The sequence below is a fragment of the Pseudonocardia sp. OZ21 genome, from assembly GCF_059359135.1.
On record NZ_JCADBN010000001.1, the window covers coordinates 71242 to 86868 of the forward strand.

At 73.1% G+C, this 15627-nt stretch carries 14 protein-coding genes and 1 pseudogene; 7 read left to right on the forward strand and 8 right to left on the reverse strand.

All coding sequences use genetic code 11. The features are described 5' to 3' along the window. Window positions 1-6: 6 nt before the first annotated feature. The 4 genes and pseudogenes from AC5L35_RS00400 to cobC all read right to left on the reverse strand — a co-directional run bounded on the left by AC5L35_RS00400 (window position 7) and on the right by cobC (window position 4103). Window positions 7-1106 (reverse strand): annotated as a pseudogene (locus tag AC5L35_RS00400) (bifunctional RNase H/acid phosphatase). Next, the gene (locus AC5L35_RS00405; RefSeq protein WP_495057469.1) at window positions 1103-1840 is read right to left on the reverse strand and encodes a zinc ribbon domain-containing protein; all 738 of its coding nucleotides are present in this window, start codon (window positions 1838-1840) and stop codon (window positions 1103-1105) included. Before AC5L35_RS00405 ends, AC5L35_RS00400 begins: the two are co-directional and overlap by 4 nt. Next, window positions 1837-3027, reverse strand: coding sequence for a Nif3-like dinuclear metal center hexameric protein (locus AC5L35_RS00410; RefSeq protein ID WP_495057470.1), 1191 nt, complete (start codon window positions 3025-3027; stop codon window positions 1837-1839). Before AC5L35_RS00410 ends, AC5L35_RS00405 begins: the two co-directional genes overlap by 4 nt. Further along, complete coding sequence (gene cobC, locus AC5L35_RS00415; protein WP_495057471.1) at window positions 3024-4103, reverse strand: Rv2231c family histidinol phosphate aminotransferase CobC; 1080 nt, start codon at window positions 4101-4103, stop codon at window positions 3024-3026. Before cobC ends, AC5L35_RS00410 begins: the two co-directional genes overlap by 4 nt. 105 nt (window positions 4104-4208) lie before the next feature. On the opposite strand from cobC, the gene AC5L35_RS00420 reads away from it, so the two are divergent. Together AC5L35_RS00420 and AC5L35_RS00425 are read left to right on the forward strand one after the other, a co-directional pair. Further along, on the forward strand, window positions 4209-4688 hold the full coding sequence (locus tag AC5L35_RS00420) for a low molecular weight protein-tyrosine-phosphatase (RefSeq protein ID WP_495057472.1): 480 nt from the start codon (window positions 4209-4211) through the stop codon (window positions 4686-4688). Beyond that, the gene (locus tag AC5L35_RS00425; RefSeq protein ID WP_495057473.1) at window positions 4685-5524 is read left to right on the forward strand and encodes a fructosamine kinase family protein; all 840 of its coding nucleotides are present in this window, start codon (window positions 4685-4687) and stop codon (window positions 5522-5524) included. Before AC5L35_RS00420 ends, AC5L35_RS00425 begins: the two co-directional genes overlap by 4 nt. A 277-nt stretch (window positions 5525-5801) precedes the next feature. Here AC5L35_RS00425 and AC5L35_RS00430 read toward each other — a convergent pair whose 3' ends face one another. After that, the gene (locus tag AC5L35_RS00430; protein ID WP_495057474.1) at window positions 5802-6728 is read right to left on the reverse strand and encodes a GNAT family N-acetyltransferase; all 927 of its coding nucleotides are present in this window, start codon (window positions 6726-6728) and stop codon (window positions 5802-5804) included. 95 nt (window positions 6729-6823) lie between these two features. Between AC5L35_RS00430 and AC5L35_RS00435 the strand changes: the two genes are divergently transcribed. After that, window positions 6824-7483: a GNAT family N-acetyltransferase gene (locus AC5L35_RS00435; protein ID WP_495057475.1), complete on the forward strand. Its 660-nt coding sequence runs from the start codon at window positions 6824-6826 to the stop codon at window positions 7481-7483. A 311-nt stretch (window positions 7484-7794) separates the two neighbouring features. Here the strand turns inward: AC5L35_RS00435 and AC5L35_RS00440 are convergent, their stop codons facing one another. The 3 genes from AC5L35_RS00440 to AC5L35_RS00450 form a co-directional block, all read right to left on the reverse strand. After that, window positions 7795-9186, reverse strand: coding sequence for a WS/DGAT/MGAT family O-acyltransferase (locus tag AC5L35_RS00440; protein ID WP_495058055.1), 1392 nt, complete (start codon window positions 9184-9186; stop codon window positions 7795-7797). A gap of 82 nt (window positions 9187-9268) precedes the next feature. Beyond that, window positions 9269-10498, reverse strand: coding sequence for a class I SAM-dependent methyltransferase (locus tag AC5L35_RS00445; RefSeq protein WP_495058056.1), 1230 nt, complete (start codon window positions 10496-10498; stop codon window positions 9269-9271). Next, window positions 10498-11895 carry an FAD-binding oxidoreductase gene (locus AC5L35_RS00450; protein ID WP_495057476.1) on the reverse strand — a complete coding sequence of 466 codons (1398 nt, stop codon included), beginning with the start codon at window positions 11893-11895 and terminating at the stop codon, window positions 10498-10500. Before AC5L35_RS00450 ends, AC5L35_RS00445 begins: the two co-directional genes overlap by 1 nt. Window positions 11896-12053: 158 nt before the next feature. Between AC5L35_RS00450 and AC5L35_RS00455 the strand changes: the two genes are divergently transcribed. Genes AC5L35_RS00455 through AC5L35_RS00470 form a run of 4 tightly spaced genes read left to right on the forward strand, consistent with a single transcriptional unit; the run spans window position 12054 to window position 15618 of the window. Further along, entirely contained in the window at window positions 12054-12749 is a 696-nt protein-coding gene (locus AC5L35_RS00455; protein ID WP_495057477.1) for a dienelactone hydrolase family protein, read from the forward strand. Window positions 12750-12805: 56 nt separating this feature from the next. Further along, window positions 12806-13951 carry an acyl-CoA dehydrogenase family protein gene (locus AC5L35_RS00460; protein ID WP_495057478.1) on the forward strand — a complete coding sequence of 382 codons (1146 nt, stop codon included), beginning with the start codon at window positions 12806-12808 and terminating at the stop codon, window positions 13949-13951. Between the two features lie 36 nt (window positions 13952-13987). Next, a complete protein-coding gene (locus AC5L35_RS00465; protein WP_495057479.1) occupies window positions 13988-14623 on the forward strand; it encodes a DUF47 domain-containing protein in 636 nt (211 codons plus the stop codon). Next, window positions 14623-15618 (forward strand): inorganic phosphate transporter, encoded by a 996-nt coding sequence (locus tag AC5L35_RS00470; RefSeq protein WP_495057480.1) that lies wholly within the window; start codon window positions 14623-14625, stop codon window positions 15616-15618. The genes AC5L35_RS00465 and AC5L35_RS00470 overlap by 1 nt, the downstream gene beginning before the upstream one ends. The last annotated feature ends 9 nt before the right edge of the window (window positions 15619-15627 follow it).

Genomic DNA, 15627 nt, shown 5'->3' on the forward strand with positions numbered 1-15627 from the left:
CGGGACTCAGGCCGCGGGGTGGTGGTTGGTGTCATTCACGAGCCGGACGCTCGCGCCGCCGTCGGGGTAGAAGTCCACGATGGACAGTGCGGCCAGGTCGAGGTGCAGGCGGTAGAGGATGCCGGGGCCACCCTCCAGGGCGGCGCGCAGCAGCATCTTGATCGGCGTCACGTGGCTCACCAGCACCACCGTGGAGCCGGGGAACTCCTCCACGACAGCGGCACGCTCGGCCTCGATCCGCCTGCCCACGGCCGCGAAGCTCTCCCCGCCGGGTGGCGCGGCGTCCTCGGAGCCGAGCCATGCCGCGTGCAGTTCGGGGTCGCGGGCGCGGGCTTCGGCGAACGTCAGCCCTTCCCAGGTCCCGAAGTCGGTCTCGATCAAGCCCTGCCGGACGACGAGCGGCGCTCCCGTCGCCTCCGCCACGGCGGTGGCGGTCTGGCGCGCCCGGAGCAGCGGCGAGGTGAGCACAGCGGCGATGTCGGGCACGGCGGCGAGCCGCTCGGCGGCGCCGGCCGCCTGGCGGCGACCCAGCTCGGTCAGCTCCGGGTCACCGTGCCCGGAGTAGCGGCGCTCCACCGACAGGGCGGTCTGCCCGTGCCGCAGCAGGAGCAGACGGGACGGAGCCCCGACCTGCCCGGTCCACGACGCGGAGGCCGGGGCCGTCGCCACGGTGGAGGGAGGCTCGGTCATTGCCGCGTCACCCCGGCCTGCTCGTCCATCGCCCTGTTGGCGAGGGCGTCCGCCCGCGAGTTGCGGGCACGCGGGACCCACCCGAACCGCACGGAGCCGAGCTCACGCACGAGGCTGCCCGCCTCCAGCGCCAACGGCTTCATCGCCGGGTGCTTGACCTGCCACCGTCCCGACATCTGCTCGACGACCAGCTTGGAGTCCATCCGGACCTCCACCTCGGTGGCGCCCAGCTCGATCGCCGCCCGCAGGCCCGCGATGAGCCCCTGGTACTCGGCGACGTTGTTGGTGCTGATCCCCAAGCCCTCGGCGCGCTCCGCGAGCACCTCCTCGGTGTCCGGGTCGAGCACGACGGCGCCGTACCCCGCCGGGCCCGGGTTGCCGCGGGAGCCGCCGTCGGCCTCGACGATGAGCTTCACAAACCCGACTCCTTCGTCCGGACGAGGATCACGCCGCACTCCTCGCAGTGCACCACCTCGTCGGCGGGTGCGCCGCGCAGTTCCGAGATGGCGGTGCGGTCCAGCTCCAACCGGCACGCCTGGCAGCGCCGCTGCAGCAGCAGCGCCGCCCCGACCCCCCGCTGCTCGCGCCGCTTGTCGTACGCGGCGAGGAGGTCGGCCGGGATGCCGGGGAGCACCTCCTCGCGGGCGCGGCGCCTGCCGGCCTCCGCCGCGTCGATGTCGGCGAGCGCCGAGTCGCGGCGTTCGGCCAGCTCCGAGAGCTTCTGCTCGGCCGCGGCCAGCGACTCCCGGGAGTGGTCGACGTCGACACCGATGGCCTCGCGCTGCTCCATGATCTCGAGCTGCTCGTCCTCGAGGATGCTCTGCCGCCGGGCGAGCGCCTCGAGCTCGTGCTGCAGGTCGCTGGCCTGCTTCGCGCCGACACCGGCGCCGGTGAGCATCTGGTTGTCGCGCTCGGTGCGGGCCCGGACCCCGTCGACGTCACGCTCGATGCGGCGGATGTCGCGGTCCAGGTCGCCCGCGGCGGTCTCGACCTCGACGAGCTTGTCCTTGGCCTGGCGCACCGCCGCCTCGGCCTGGGTCAGCTCCTCGTGCTCGGGCAGGGTGCGGCGGCGGTGGGCGAGCCGGGTGAGCTCGGCGTCGACCTCGGAGAGGTCCAGCAGCTTCCGTTGGACGGCGGGGTCGGCCTTCACTCAGCCATCACATCCATTTTTTCGTGCCTTCCGGTCGTCGGCGCCACCGTCCAGGGATCCGTGCAGCGGCGCGAAACGCGAACCTCGACGCTACCGGCAAGCGTCGTGCGGACCACGTCCGCCGCCTGCACGCACCACGGCCACTCCGACGCCCAGTGTGCGACGTCGACGAGCGCCGGGGTGGGACGTCCGGCGAGTGTCCCGGCCAGCAGGTGCTCGGACGCCGGATGGTGGCGCAGATCCGCGGTGACGTAGGCGTCGACCCCCGCGCGGACGGCCGCGTCCAGCGCGGAGTCCCCCGCCCCGCCGCAGACCGCGACCCGCTCGACGAGCCGTTCCGGATCACCCGCGGCCCGTATCCCCCACGCCGTGGACGGCAGCGCCGCCGCGACGCGCTCGGTGAACGCCGCGAGGGGTTCGGCGGCGGGCAGCGTGCCGATCCGGCCGAGCCCCTGCGCCGAGGGCAGGTCGGCGAGCTCGAACACGTCGAACGCGGGTTCCTCGTACGGGTGCGACGCCCGGAGCGCGGCGACCACGGCCGCCCGGCGCCCGCGCGGGAGCACCATCTCCAGCCTCGTCTCCGCCACCCGCTCCAGCTTCCCGACCGACCCGATCGTCGGATCCGCGCCGTCGAGGGGCTTGAACTGGCCGGTGCCCGCGGTGGCGAAGGAGCAGTGGCTGTAGTTGCCGATCCGGCCGGCACCGGCCGCGGACAGCGCGTCGTGCACCGTGGTGATGGCCGGGCCGACCGGGATGAACGTGACGATCTTGTCGAGCGGTTCGCCCGGGGCGCCGACCAGCGGGCCGGTGACCTCCAGGCCGATCGCGGACGCCAGCGCGTCGGAGACGCCGGGGTCGGCGGAGTCGGCGTTCGTGTGCGCGGTGTACAGCGCGGTGCCCGAACGGATCAGGCGGTGCAGCAGCGCACCCTTCGGTGTGTCCGCACCCACGCCGTGCACGCCGCGCAGCAGCAGCGGGTGGTGGGTGACGAGCAGCTGGGACGCACCCTCGGCGCCGTCGATCGCCTCGTCGACCGTCTCGGGCACCGGATCCACCGCGAACAGCACCGAGGACACCGGCTCGGCGGGGTCACCGCAGACGAGTCCGACCGCGTCCCAGTCGGCCGCCAGTGCCGGTGGGTACGCCTTCTCCAGCGCGGCGATGACGTCGCCGACGGTGGCCGTCATGCGCCCACCTCCACGAGCGCGTCGGCCAGGACGGCGGCGAGCCGGGCGACCTGGGGAGCCGGCCGGACCGCCACCCGGATGTGATCGGGCCCGAGCCCGGGGAACGTGTCGGCGCGACGCACCGCGATGCCGGCCTCGCGCAGCAGGGTGCGCACCCGCTCGCCGCGCCCCTCGGGCAGCCGGAGCAGCAGGTAGGGCGCGGTGCCCGGCAGCACCGTGACGCCGGGGACGGCGGCGAGGACCGCGGCCTGCTCGGCACGGGCAGCGGCCAGCCGTTCGGCCGTCCGGTGGGCCTCTGCGACGGCATGCGGTTCGGAGCAGGCGATGACGGCCTCCAGAGCGGGCGTCGAGACCGGCCACGGGGGGCGCGGCGCGGCGAGCCGGGCCAGCAGGCCGGGCTCGCCGAGGGCGTACCCGGCGCGCAGCCCCGCCAGCGCCCAGGTCTTCGTGAGACTGCGGAACACGAGCAGGCCCGGCACGTCGCCGTCGCCCGCGAGGGACTCCGGCTCGCCGGGCACCGCGTCGGCGAACGCCTCGTCCACCAGCAGCACCCGGCCCGGCGCGGCCAGCGCCCGGACGTCGGACGCGGGATGCAGCACTCCCGTCGGGTTGGTGGGGTTGCCGACCACCACGAGGTCGGCCTCGGGTGGGACGTCGCCGGGATGCAGCCGATGTCCGTCGGACTCGCTGGTCAGCACCCGCACCACCGGCACCCCGGCACTCCGCAAGGCGGCCTCGGGCTCGGTGAACCCCGGGTGCAGCACGGCGGCGAGCCGGGGACGCAACGCCGGCAGCAGCGCGAACCCCTCCGCGCTCCCGGCGAGCACCAGCACCTCCGCCGGCCTGCGCCCGTGCCGTGCCGCGACCGACTCCCGGGCCAGCACGTCGTGCGCGGCCGCCGGGTAACGGCCCAGCCCGTGCAGCGCCGCGACGAGCCGATCACGCAGCCACGACGGCGGCCCGGTGCCCTGGACGTTCACCGCGAAGTCGAGCAGGCCGGGCTCGGCCTCGGCGTCCCCGTGGTGACGCAGGGCCGCCAGACCGTCCGCTGCGGCTCCATCCGGCGCGAGATCCATCGCGGCAGCCTACGGGGACCGGCCCGGCGAGCCGGCGACCCTCGGCCGCTTCGCGAGCAGCGGGGCCGTTGACGTCGGGGACCGCTGCCTCGGCAGACTGGCGGGGTGAGCGACGCCCCCACGCCCCTGTCCGTGGTCTTCGTCTGCACCGGCAACATCTGCCGCTCCCCCATCGCGGAGAAGGTCTTCGTCCACGAACTGGAGCGCGCCGGCCTGGCCGACGCCGTGCGCGTCAGCAGCGCGGGCACCGGCAGCTGGCACATCGGCTCCCCCGCCGACGACCGGGCCGCCGCGCTGCTGCGGGCCGAGGGCTACCCCGATACGCACACCGCACGGCAGATCGACGCGGAGCAGCTGTCGGCCGACCTGCTCGTCGCGCTCGACCAGTCCCACCGCCGGGCGCTGCGGGCGATGGGCTCCGAACCCGACCGGGTGCGGCTGCTGCGCTCCTTCGACCCCACCGCCACGGCGGACGCCGAGGTGCCCGACCCCTACTACGGCACCCCCGAGGGGTTCACCGACGTGCTCACCATGATCCGGGCGGCGATGCCGGGACTCGTCGACTGGGTCCGCAGCCGGCGATGACCGTTCTCGGCGTCGCGGTGCGGGAGAGCGCTCCGCTCGGCGGCGGCGCCGAGCGGGTGACGCTCGCTGACGGACGCATCGTCGTCGTCAAGAAGGCAGGGGCGGGCGCCCTGCACGCCGAGGCGGCCGGCCTGCGCTGGCTGCGGGTGGCCGGCGCGGCGCCCGTGCCCGACGTGCTGGACGTCGACGCGGAGCGGCTGGTCACGGAGTTCGTCCCGCCCGGTGCACCCGACGCCGCCGCCGCGGCGGCCCTGGGCAGCGGGCTGGCCCGGCTGCACGCGGCAGGCGTACCCGCCTTCGGTGCCGCCCCGCCGGACGGGCCGTCCGCGGCCTGGATCGGACGCGCGCCCATGCGCAACGAGCCGTCCCCGAGCTGGCCCGAGTGGTACGCCGCCGACCGGCTGCTCCCCTACCTGCGTGCCGCGTCCGACGCCGGTGACCTGACCCGTGACGAGGCCGCCGTCGTCGAGGCGGTGTGCGACCGGCTCCCCGCGCTGGCCGGGCCGCCCGAGCCGCCTGCCCGGCTGCACGGCGACCTGTGGTCGGGCAACGTGCTCTGGTCCCCCACCGGCGCGTGGCTGATCGACCCCGCCGCCCACGGCGGCCACCGCGAGACCGACCTCGCGATGCTGGCGCTGTTCGGCTGCCCCCACCTCGACGCGGTGCTGCGCGCCTACGACCAGACCACCCCCCTCGCCGACGGCTGGCCCGAGCGCGTCCCGCTGCACCAGCTCTTCCCCCTGCTCGTCCACACCGTGCTCTTCGGCCGGGGCTACGCCGCCCAAGCTGCGGCGGCAGCACGAGCAGCCCTGCGGGAACGCAGCGCGGAGCCATAACGCTGTGGGCGTCGGCCCAGCACAGCACTTCGGCTCCGGAACGCGGCGGTGGGAAGTGCGTGCGCGAGTCGCCCCCCGGCCCGCCTCCCGCGAGTCGCCCCGATCCTGCCCGCGAGTCGCCCGGAATCGGTGCGCGAGTCGCCCGTTTCCCGCCCGCGAGTCGCCCGCATTCCGTGAGCGAGTCGCCCGGATCCCGCCCGCGAGTCGCCCGCATTCGGTGCGCGAGTCGCCCGGATTTGTGGGTGGCTTACGGGACTGGCGCTGAGCGGCCGGCCGCTCAGCGCCAGTCATCCAGGAGGTAGACGTCCTCGCGGTCGTAGCCGGGCTCGTTCGGCCGGTGCAGGGTGACGCCCGCGGTGCCGACGCGGAAACCGGTGGCCAGGAGGTGCCGGTACACCTCGTGGCGGGCGGTGCTCACCCCGAGGACGAGGCGGCGGGCACCGACCCCGGCGGCGAAGCCGTGGCAGGCGGCAAGCAGGGCAGCGAACACGTCCGCCACGTGCGGGCCGGGACGCACGGCGGCGAACTTCACGTAGACGGTCCCGCTGCCCGCCTCCGTGCCGGGCCCCGTGTGGCAGACGGCGAACCCGCGCGGCGTGTCCGGCTCGCCGACGAGCACGACCTCGCCGAGACCCTGGTCGAACACGGCCGTGATCTCGCCGCGGACGTCGAGGCCCGGCATGATCGGGTCGGTCACCGCGGCGCAGGCGTCCAGCAGCGCTGCCCGCCGGTCGGACGCGGCGGCCGACATGCGCCATCCCAGCTCGGGTGCCTCCCCGGCCACCGGGCGCGACATGATCACCGTGAGGAACCGCGGCCAGAACCCGAACTTGTGGTACAGCCAGTGGTGCTTGGGACTGTCCGGGAAGGTGAACAGTCCCTGGTGGGCCGCGCCCCGCGCGTCGAGCACCTCCGTGGCCGCCTGCACGAGCCGGCTGCCGACACCTGAGTTCCAGAGCGACGGCGTCACGGACACCGGACCGAGATAGCCGACGCTGCCCCACAGCGTCACCAGTGCGGAGCCGGCGAGGGTCCCGTCGACGGCCGCGGCGAGCGCGACGGTGTGCGAAGCACGGAAACGCGTGCCGATCACGTCGGTGTCGTCGTTCATGTCGATGTTGAGGAACGCGCCGAACGCCGTGCGCAGGATGCGGTCGGCGCCCTCCACGTCGTCCCCGACGAGGGCCCGCACCTCGATCTCCACTGCGGCAGGATGCCCCGTGGCTAGTCCGAACGGATCACCGGGGTTACGCCATTCGGCGAGCGTCGGCCGTCCGGTAGCCCATGGTTCACTCCGGTGTGCCCGACCCACGCCTGACCGCGCACCTGTCCAGCTGGCTCGGGCGGTGGCCGGGTGCCGGCCCCGGCCTCACGGTCGTCGGTTCACGACGGCGCCGCGAGCCGGCATGGGACGGCACGGTGCATGCCGTGGTGGGGGTGTCGACGCCCGAAGCCGGCGTGCTCTCGGTGCCGCCGCACGCCGTGGCCGCCGTCGCGGCGCTGGTGGAGGGCAGCGGGGACCTCGCGCAGGTTCCCGCGACAGCCGGGATCGCCGGCAGGTGGTTCTCCGGTGTGTTCCGCTGGACCGCCTCGCCCGCGGCGCTGCCAGACGCCGGCGAGTGGATCGCCGCCGACGCGCCGTCGGTCCCCCTGTGGTTGCGGCCGTTCGGAGGTGAGGTGCTGGTCGCCGTCGACCCGCTGAGCGGCGTCCACCTCGCCGGCGTCGGGATCAAGCGGCACGACGCGCACGGCCACGAGCTCGCGGTGGTGACGGCCGAGGCCGCCCGGGGCCGCGGGCTGGCCCGCCGGCTGGTGGCGCAGGCCGCACGCCGGGTGCTCGACGACGGCGCGGTCCCCACCTACCTGCACGCGCCCGACAACCTCGCCTCGGCGAGCGTCGCCTCGGCCGCCGGGTTCGCGGACCGCAGCTGGTCGGTGCTCGGGACCGAGCCGGGCTGAGACGGGCGACTCGCGCACGCAAAACGGGCGACTCGCGCGGCGGAACGGGGCGACTCGCGGGGCCGAGCCGGATGATCGCTGCGAGATCCGGGAGTTCGCCCTTCGAGGGGCCGAAAAGCGGATCTCGCAGTGATCAACGGGTTGGCCGGCGCCGGCCGGGCGACTCGCGCACCGGAAACGGGCGACTCGCGGGCCGGATCCGGGCGACTCGCGCACCCGAAATGGGCGACTCGCGGGTCCGGAACGGGCGACTCGCGGGCCGGGAACGGGCGGCTCGCGGGGGTGCGGGGGGGTGGGTGGGGGTGGGCGGCTCAGGAGGACGCGCGTAGCTCCGCCAGTGACTCGCTCATGGCGCCGGCGAGCACGTCGACGTCGGGGAGGGCGTCGCGGTCGGCGGTGAGGCCGTAGTGCATCCCGCCGTCGTAGGAGGTGACGCCGATGGCCACGGCCTGGCCGCCGGCCAGCGGCACCACCGGGTACATGTCGTGCATCCGAGCGCCCATCGCGTAGAGGGGGCGCGGGGGGCCGGGGACGTTGGTGACGAGCACGTTGTAGAGGCGGCTGGAGAACTGGCTGGCCAGCCGCGCGCCGAGGCTGTGCAGGATCGGTGGGGCGAGCCCGGCGAGCCCGACCAGCGCCGCGGCACCGACGGCCTGACCGCCCCGCTTGTGGATCTCCATGGCGTCGCGCACGGCCGCGAGGCGCAGCAACGGGGACGGCTCGGCGACCGGCAGGTCCACGAGGTAGGCGGAGATGCTGTTGCCCGAGCCCTCGTTGCGGGTACGGGCCCGGACGCTGACCGGCACCATCGCGCGCACGGTGGTGCCTGCGGTGAGGGGTTCGCCCCGGCTGATCAGCCAGCGGCGCAGCCCACCGGCGACCACGGCGAGCACGACGTCGTTGACGGTGCCGCCGTGGCTCTTCCGGACGGCGCGGTGGTCGGCCAGCGACGTGCGCTCCATGCCGTACCGCCGTTGCTCCCCGGTGGCCCGGTTCAGCGGCTGAACCGGGCGCGTGGCGGCGGCGGTGCGCCCGGCCGAGAGGACGGCCTCGACGGTGCGCCCGACGACCGTGGCGGCCTCCCGAACGTCGGCGACGGCCCGGCCTGCGACGTCGAGCGCGGCCCGCGGGCGGCGCAGCGAGTGGGCGGCGGCCATCGCCGCGAGCTCCAGCGGCGACGGCTCCGGCGCGGGCTGCCAGTCGTCGGGTGGGGTCTCCCGCGGCTGGGGTGTGAGGTCGAGCAGCGCGGCCCCGATGTCCATGGACGCCAGCCCGTCGACCATGGCGTGGTGGGTCTTGGTGACCACGGCGAAACGCCCGTCGGCCAGTCCCTCCACCAGGTAGACCTCCCAGAGCGGGCGGGAGCGGTCGAGCTGGCGGGCCAGCAGCCTGCCCACGAGGTCACGCAGGACGTCGTCGGTGCCCGGGGCTGGTAGCGCGGACCGCCGGACGTGGAAGAGGAGGTCGAAGTCCGGGTCGTCCACCCACATCGGCAGCCCGAGCCGGCCCGGCACGTCGCGGACCTTCTGCCGGTACCGCGGGACGAGCGCGAGCCTGCTGCCGATGAGCTCGGTGAACGCGTCGGCGTCGAACGGTCCGTGTTCCGGAGGGTCGAACGTCATCACCGCGCCGACGTGCATCGCTGCCGTGCGGTGCTCCGCGAAGAGGAACGACGCATCGAGCGGGGAGAGGCGGTCCGGCACGGTGCCCATTGTCTCCGACCTGCACGATCGTGTGCCGATACGGGTGCGGGGGCACCCGTATCGGCGTGCGGGCGGTGGAGCGCTACCAGCCGCGCAGGGGGAAGCCCGACCGTCCCTGATCGAGGAGCTTGACCCCGAGCACCTGGTGCAGCTGGATGTTGTCGCGCTCGAACCCGAGCCGGGACGCGGCCATGTAGAGCCGCCACACCCGGGCCCGGCCGAGGCCGACCTCGGCGACGGCCTCGTCCCAGTGCTCCTCCAGGTTGTCGCCCCACCCGGTGAGTGTCATGGCGTAGTGCTCGCGGAGGTTCTCCTCGTGCCGGACCTCGAAGCCCGCGTCGTTCATCACGGAGATCAGATGGCCGACGGGCTCCAGCTGACCGTCCGGGAAGACGTAGCGGGCGATGAACGGGTCGAGCCTGCGGGCCAGCGGCGTGCGGGGCTGGGTGATGCAGTGGTTGAGCAGCCGCCCACCCGGGCGCAGCCGCTCGTAGAGGGACCGGAAGTAGTTCGGGAGCTGGTCCTTGCCGATGTGCTCGGTGAGGCCGATCGAGCTGATCGCGTCGAACTCCGACTCCGGGGCGTCGCGGTAGTCGAGGTGGCGCACCTCGGCGAGGTCGCCCAGCCCGCGGCGGGCGATCTCGGCCTGCGCCCACTCGGCCTGGTTGGCCGAGAGGGTGACGCCGAGTGCCTTGACGCCGTGCTCGGCGGCGGCGTGCATGACCATGCCGCCCCAGCCGCAGCCGACGTCCAGCAGCCGCATGCCGGGCTGCAGACCGAGCTTCTGGGACACCAGCTCGAACTTGGCGGCCTGTGCCTCCTCCAGCGTGGAGGTGGCCGTGGGGTAGACCGCGCAGGTGTAGGCCATCGACGGGCCGAGCACCCACTCGTAGAACTTGTTGGAGACGTCGTAGTGGTGCGAGATCGCCTTCCGGTCCCGCGCCTTGGAGTGGAGGCGCCCCGGTGGGCGGTACTCGAGGGCGGGCGGCGGCTGGCGGTGCCGCAGCCAGAGCGGCAGCAGGCGCCGGGCCAGCTGCGCACGCTCGCCGCGCGAGAGATCGTGCAGCGTGAGGTCGGCCATCGCGTCGAGCACTTCGTAGACGTCGCCCTCGACCTCGATCTCGCCGGTGACGTACGCCCGCGCAAGGCCCAGCGTGCCCGGTGCCGTGACGAGCCGGGCCAGCGCCCGCGGCGACAGGATCCGCAGGGCCACGTCGGAGCTGTCCGGTCCGGCCTTACTACCGTCGTAAGCCACGACGCGGACCGGAACGTCCTCGCCGAGGACCTCCGATATGAGTTGAGCGACCTGCATCATGCCCTCCCTGCTCCGGTGACCTTGAAGAAGAGGTCGGGCAGCCGGCCGTGCGGGTCGTAGCGCTCCTTGAGCGCACGGTAGGCGGGCCCGTTGTAGTGCTTCCAGAACTCACCCTCGTCGTAGTGCACTGTGGAGTACAGCGACTTGTGTCCGCCGAGGTCCGCGACGAGCTCTTCCACCCGGCGGTTGTGCGCGTCCGGCCGTCCGGGGACCTCGGGGACGGCCGACCAGAACCCGACGTTGACATAGAGCTCGTTCGGCTCCATCGGATACAGCGGCCAGCGCTGCTGCCCTCGCAGGCGCAGCGGGCACAGCCACACGGGGGTGATCCCGATGTCGGTGTGGAACGCCTCGAGGAACTCCGCCAGCCGGTCCACGGGGATCTCGACGTCCTGGATCACCGGCTCCTCCTGCGGAGTGCGGGTGAGGCGGTGGATCCGGCTGCTGAGCCCGATGCGCCGGTCGAGGGCGACGAGCCTGCGGTAGACGTCGGACCGGCGGTAGCGGCGCGGCCACAGCCTGCGCACGGCCGGGTTCTGCACGCCGAACGCCCGCGAGCACCAGAACCAGTCGGTGTCCCAGCGCCAGATGTAGTCGTGCACCGAGAGGTGGTCGACCGTCCGTTCCCGGATGGACCGGTAGAAGATCTCCTGCCCGGTGTAGTCGCTGGGCCCGGGGCCGGGGTCGTCGGTGAAGGTACCGACGGTGACGTACTGCTCGCCCGGGGTGAACACCGTGCCGTCCACGAAGTCGGGACCGTCCACGGCGTCGAGGTCGCACAGCTGCGTGATCGTCGATGCGAGTTCGGACGACGCCACGCGCCGGTGCTCGAGGCGCACGTACGGAGCCACCGGCTGCAGCTCGATCTTCAGCCGGAGCGCGTAGCCGAGCGTGCCGTAGGAGTTCGGGAAGCCGTGGAAGAGATCGGCGTGCTCCCCGTCCGGGGTGGCCGTGATGATCTCTCCGCCGGGGGTGAGCACGTCCATCTCGAGCACCGACTCGTGCGGCAGGCCGTGCCGGAACGACGTTGACTCGATGCCGAGCCCCGTGACCGCTCCCCCGAGCGTGATGGTCTTCAGCTGCGGGACGACCAGCGGCATCAGCCCGTGGGCGAGCGTGGCGGCGACGAGGTCCTCGTAGGTGGTCATGCCCTGCACCTCGGCGGTGCGGGTGGCGGTGTCGACCCCGATCACACCGGTGAGTGCGGCCGTGTCGAGCCGCGTCACGTCGTCCGGGCGTCCACCGAAGCGGAAGAGGTTGGACGATTTCTTCCCCAGGCGCACCCGGGTGCCCGGCGGCACGGCCCGGTACTTGCCGACGAGGTCGGCCACCGCGGCGGCGTGGGCCGCCGGTGACACCGGAGGTTCGGACACGGTTGCTCCGGCCTCGCTCATGACCGGGAACGCTAGTCGGCCGCGCGAGCCTGCCCAACCACTCGGATAGGGCTTTCGTCACATGAGTCCGCCCAGAGCTTGCGAGTTGTCGGATTCGCCCGATCCACAGTGGTCGGCGGCCCCGGCGGGGGGCCCGCTGCCATGGTCTGATGTAGACCGTGACCGAGAATCCGATCCAGAACGTGACGTTCCCGTCCGGCGACGGAACGGCCCACGGCTACCTCGCCACCCCGCCATCGGGCAGCGGCCCCGGTGTCGTGGTGATCCAGGAGTGGTGGGGCCTCACGAGCCATATCGCCGACGTCACCAACCGCCTCGCCGCGGAGGGTTTCGTCGCGCTCGCCCCCGACCTCTACGGCGGCTCGACCACCCACGACTCGGAGGAAGCCGGCCGGCTGATGGGCGAGCTGCCCGTGCAGGACGCTGCGCGCGACCTCGCCGGGGCCGTCGACTTCCTGCTGGGCCACGACGCCGTCACCTCGTCCAAGGTCGGCGCCGTCGGATTCTGCATGGGCGGTGGCTTCGTGCTCGTGCTGGCCGCGCAGCAGGGCGACAAGATCGGCGCCGCCGTGCCGTTCTACGGGGTGCTGAAGGAGGAGTTCCCGGACTTCTCCGGGCTCACCGCTCCCCTGCTGGGCCACTTCGGCAGGCAGGACACGATGGCCGACCCCGACTCGGTGGCGGCGCTGGCCGCCCGGATCGAGGCGGAGTCCGGCGTGAAGCCCCAGTTCCACCTGTACCCGGCGGGCCACGCGTTCTTCAACGACGAGAACCACATGGGCACCTACGACAAGGAGCAGGCCGACCTCGCGTGGGCCCGCACGCTGGAGTTCCTGCGCGCCAACGTGCGCTGAGCCGCCGGCCCCGGCCGTCCCGGGTGATCGGTTGCCTGCCGTGTGAGACTCGCCGCATGCAGCGGGACATCTTCGACGCCGATCATGACGCCTTCCGCGACCTGGCACGCACGTTCGTCGCCAAGGAGATCACGCCGTTCCACGACCAGTGGGAGCGCGACGGCCAGGTCAGCCGGGAGGTGTGGCTGGCCGCGGGCCGGGCCGGGCTCCTCGGCACCGACGTGCCCGAGGAGTACGGCGGCGGTGGCGTGCCGGACTTCCGCTACAACGCCGTACTCCTCGAGGAGCTCACCACCGCGGGCGCGAGCGGCATCGGCTTCCCGCTGCAGAACGACGTCGTCGCGCCCTACCTGCTGCGCCTGGCCGACGACGAGCAGAAGCGGCGGTGGCTCCCCGGGTTCTGCTCCGGGGAGATCATCACCGCGATCGCGATGAGCGAACCCGGCGCGGGCTCGGACCTGCAGGGCATCCAGACCCACGCCCGGCGCGACGAGAACGGCGACTGGGTGCTGAACGGCGCGAAGACGTTCATCACCAACGGCATCCTCTCCGACCTGGTGATCGTCGTCGCGCGGACCGACCCGGACGCCGGCAGCCGGGGGTTCAGCCTCCTCGTCGTCGAGCGGGGAATGCCCGGGTTCGAGCGGGGCAGGCGGCTGGAGAAGGTCGGCATGAAGGCCCAGGACACCGCCGAGCTGTCGTTCAGCGACGTGCGGGTGCCCGCCGCGAACGTCCTCGGCGAACCGGGCGGCGGGTTCGGCTACCTCATGCAGAACCTCGTGCAGGAGCGGCTCTCGATCGCTGTGGGCAGCATCGCGGGGGCGGCACGCGCGCTGGCGCTGACGGTCGCCTACACGAAGGACCGCACCGCGTTCGGCCGTCCGATCGCCAACTTCCAGAACACCCGGTTCGAGCTGGCGGAGATGGACACCGAGGTGACCATCGCGCAGGTCTTCGTCGACAGGTGCATCACCGAGCACGTCGCGGGCAGGCTCTCGGTCACCGACGCCGCGAAGGCCAAGTGGTGGACGAGCGACCTGCAGAAGCGTGTGGTGGACCGCTGCGTCCAGCTGCACGGCGGCTACGGCTACATGCTCGAATACCCGATCGCCAAGGCGTTCGTCGACTCCCGGGTGCAGGCCATCTACGGGGGCACCAACGAGATCATGAAGGAGATCATCGGACGCGCCGTGGTGGGCTGACGGAGTGTTTCTCCGCAACTAGGGTAGAACCGCCCGATGGCTTTCAGGTTGACGCCGCATGAACGAGGCTTCTACCCGCTGTTCACCCGGGCGGCGGAGAACATCGTCCGCGCGGCCGACGATCTCGCTGAGCTGGTGGCCGCGGACCCGGCCGGTCGCGCCGAGTCGGCCCGCCGGGTGAAGGACGCCGAGAACGCGGGCGACAACCTGACCCACGAGATCATGGTCAAGCTGAACTCCACGTTCGTCACCCCCTTCGACCGGGAGGACATCTACCGGCTGACGTCCTCGCTCGACGACGTCGTCGACGCGATGGAGGAGGCCGCCGACCGGATCGTGCTGTACCGGCTCGGCACCCTCCCGGCCGGGATCACCGCGCAGGTCGACGTCCTGCGCCGCGCCGCAGCGGCCACCGCGGAGGCGATGCCCCGGTTGACGACGATGTCGGAGTTGCGCGAGTACTGGGTGCACGTGAACGCCCTCGAGGACGAGGCCGACACCGTGTATCGGGCACTGCTGGTCGACCTGCTCGCCCCGCCCGACGACGCACCTGTCGGCGACGTCCTCACGATCCTGAAGATCAAGGAGGTCGTGGAGGTCCTCGAGGAGGCCGCGGACGCGTTCGAGACGGTGGCCAACACCGTCGAGAGCATCGTGGTCAAGGAGTCCTAGTGGAGCTCGCCGCGATCGTCGTGGTGATCGTCGTGGCACTCGCATTCGACTACACGAACGGCTTCCACGACGCTGCGAACGCGATCGCGACCTCCGTCGCCACCCGCGCACTCGCGCCCCGCACCGCGCTCGCGCTGGCGGCGGTGATGAACCTGGTCGGGGCGTTCCTCGGCACCGAGGTGGCCTCCACGGTCGGCAGCGGCATCATCCAGGAGCCGCAGGGCTCGTCCGGGCTGCTGGTGGTGCTGGCCGCGCTCGTCGGGGCGATCGTGTGGAACCTGATCACGTGGCGGCTGGGCCTGCCGTCCTCGTCGTCGCACGCCCTGATCGGCGGGCTCGTGGGAGCCGCGCTCGCGTCGTCGGGTGGCGTGCAGTGGGGTGGGGTGATCGAGAAGGTCGTCATCCCGATGGTGCTCTCGCCGGTGGTGGGGTTCCTCCTGGCCGGGCTGGTGATGCTGGCGATCCTCTGGATCTTCCGCCGGGGCAGGCCCCAGCGGCTGTCGCGCGGGTTCCGGCACGCGCAGACGGTGTCGGCCGCGGCGATGGCGCTGGGCCACGGCTTGCAGGACGCCCAGAAGACGATGGGTGTGATCGTGCTGGCCCTGGTGGTCGGCGGCTATCACGAGGGCTTCGAGATCCCCTGGTGGGTCGTCCTGCTCTCGGCGGGAGCCCTGTCAGCAGGCACGTACTCCGGCGGCTGGCGGATCATGCGGACGCTGGGCAGGCGGATCATCGACCTCGACCCACCGCGTGGCTTCGCCGCCGAGAGCACCGCGTCGGCGGTGCTCTACACGACCGCCTTCGTCTTCGCCGCGCCGATCTCCACCACGCAGACGATCACGTCGGCGATCCTCGGGGTGGGCGCCACGAAGCGGCTCTCGGCCGTGCGGTGGGGCGTTGCCGGCAACATCGCCGTCGCCTGGGTGCTCACGATCCCGATGGCGGCACTCGCCGCCGCACTGGCGTTCTGGGCGCTGCTCCCGCTGGCCGGCTGACCTCCGCTG

Bases quoted from the DNA above. Each gene is read 5' to 3' on its own strand.
- AC5L35_RS00410 (WP_495057470.1), bottom strand. From the start codon at position 3,027: ATGACGGCCACCGTCGGCGACGTCATCGCCGCGCTGGAGAAGGCGTAC.
- cobC (WP_495057471.1), bottom strand. From the start codon at position 4,103: ATGGATCTCGCGCCGGATGGAGCCGCAGCGGACGGTCTGGCGGCCCTG.
- AC5L35_RS00425 (WP_495057473.1), top strand. From the start codon at position 4,685: ATGACCGTTCTCGGCGTCGCGGTGCGGGAGAGCGCTCCGCTCGGCGGC.
- AC5L35_RS00445 (WP_495058056.1), bottom strand. From the start codon at position 10,498: ATGCAGGTCGCTCAACTCATATCGGAGGTCCTCGGCGAGGACGTTCCG.
- AC5L35_RS00450 (WP_495057476.1), bottom strand. From the start codon at position 11,895: ATGAGCGAGGCCGGAGCAACCGTGTCCGAACCTCCGGTGTCACCGGCG.
- AC5L35_RS00460 (WP_495057478.1), top strand. From the start codon at position 12,806: ATGCAGCGGGACATCTTCGACGCCGATCATGACGCCTTCCGCGACCTG.
- AC5L35_RS00465 (WP_495057479.1), top strand. From the start codon at position 13,988: ATGGCTTTCAGGTTGACGCCGCATGAACGAGGCTTCTACCCGCTGTTC.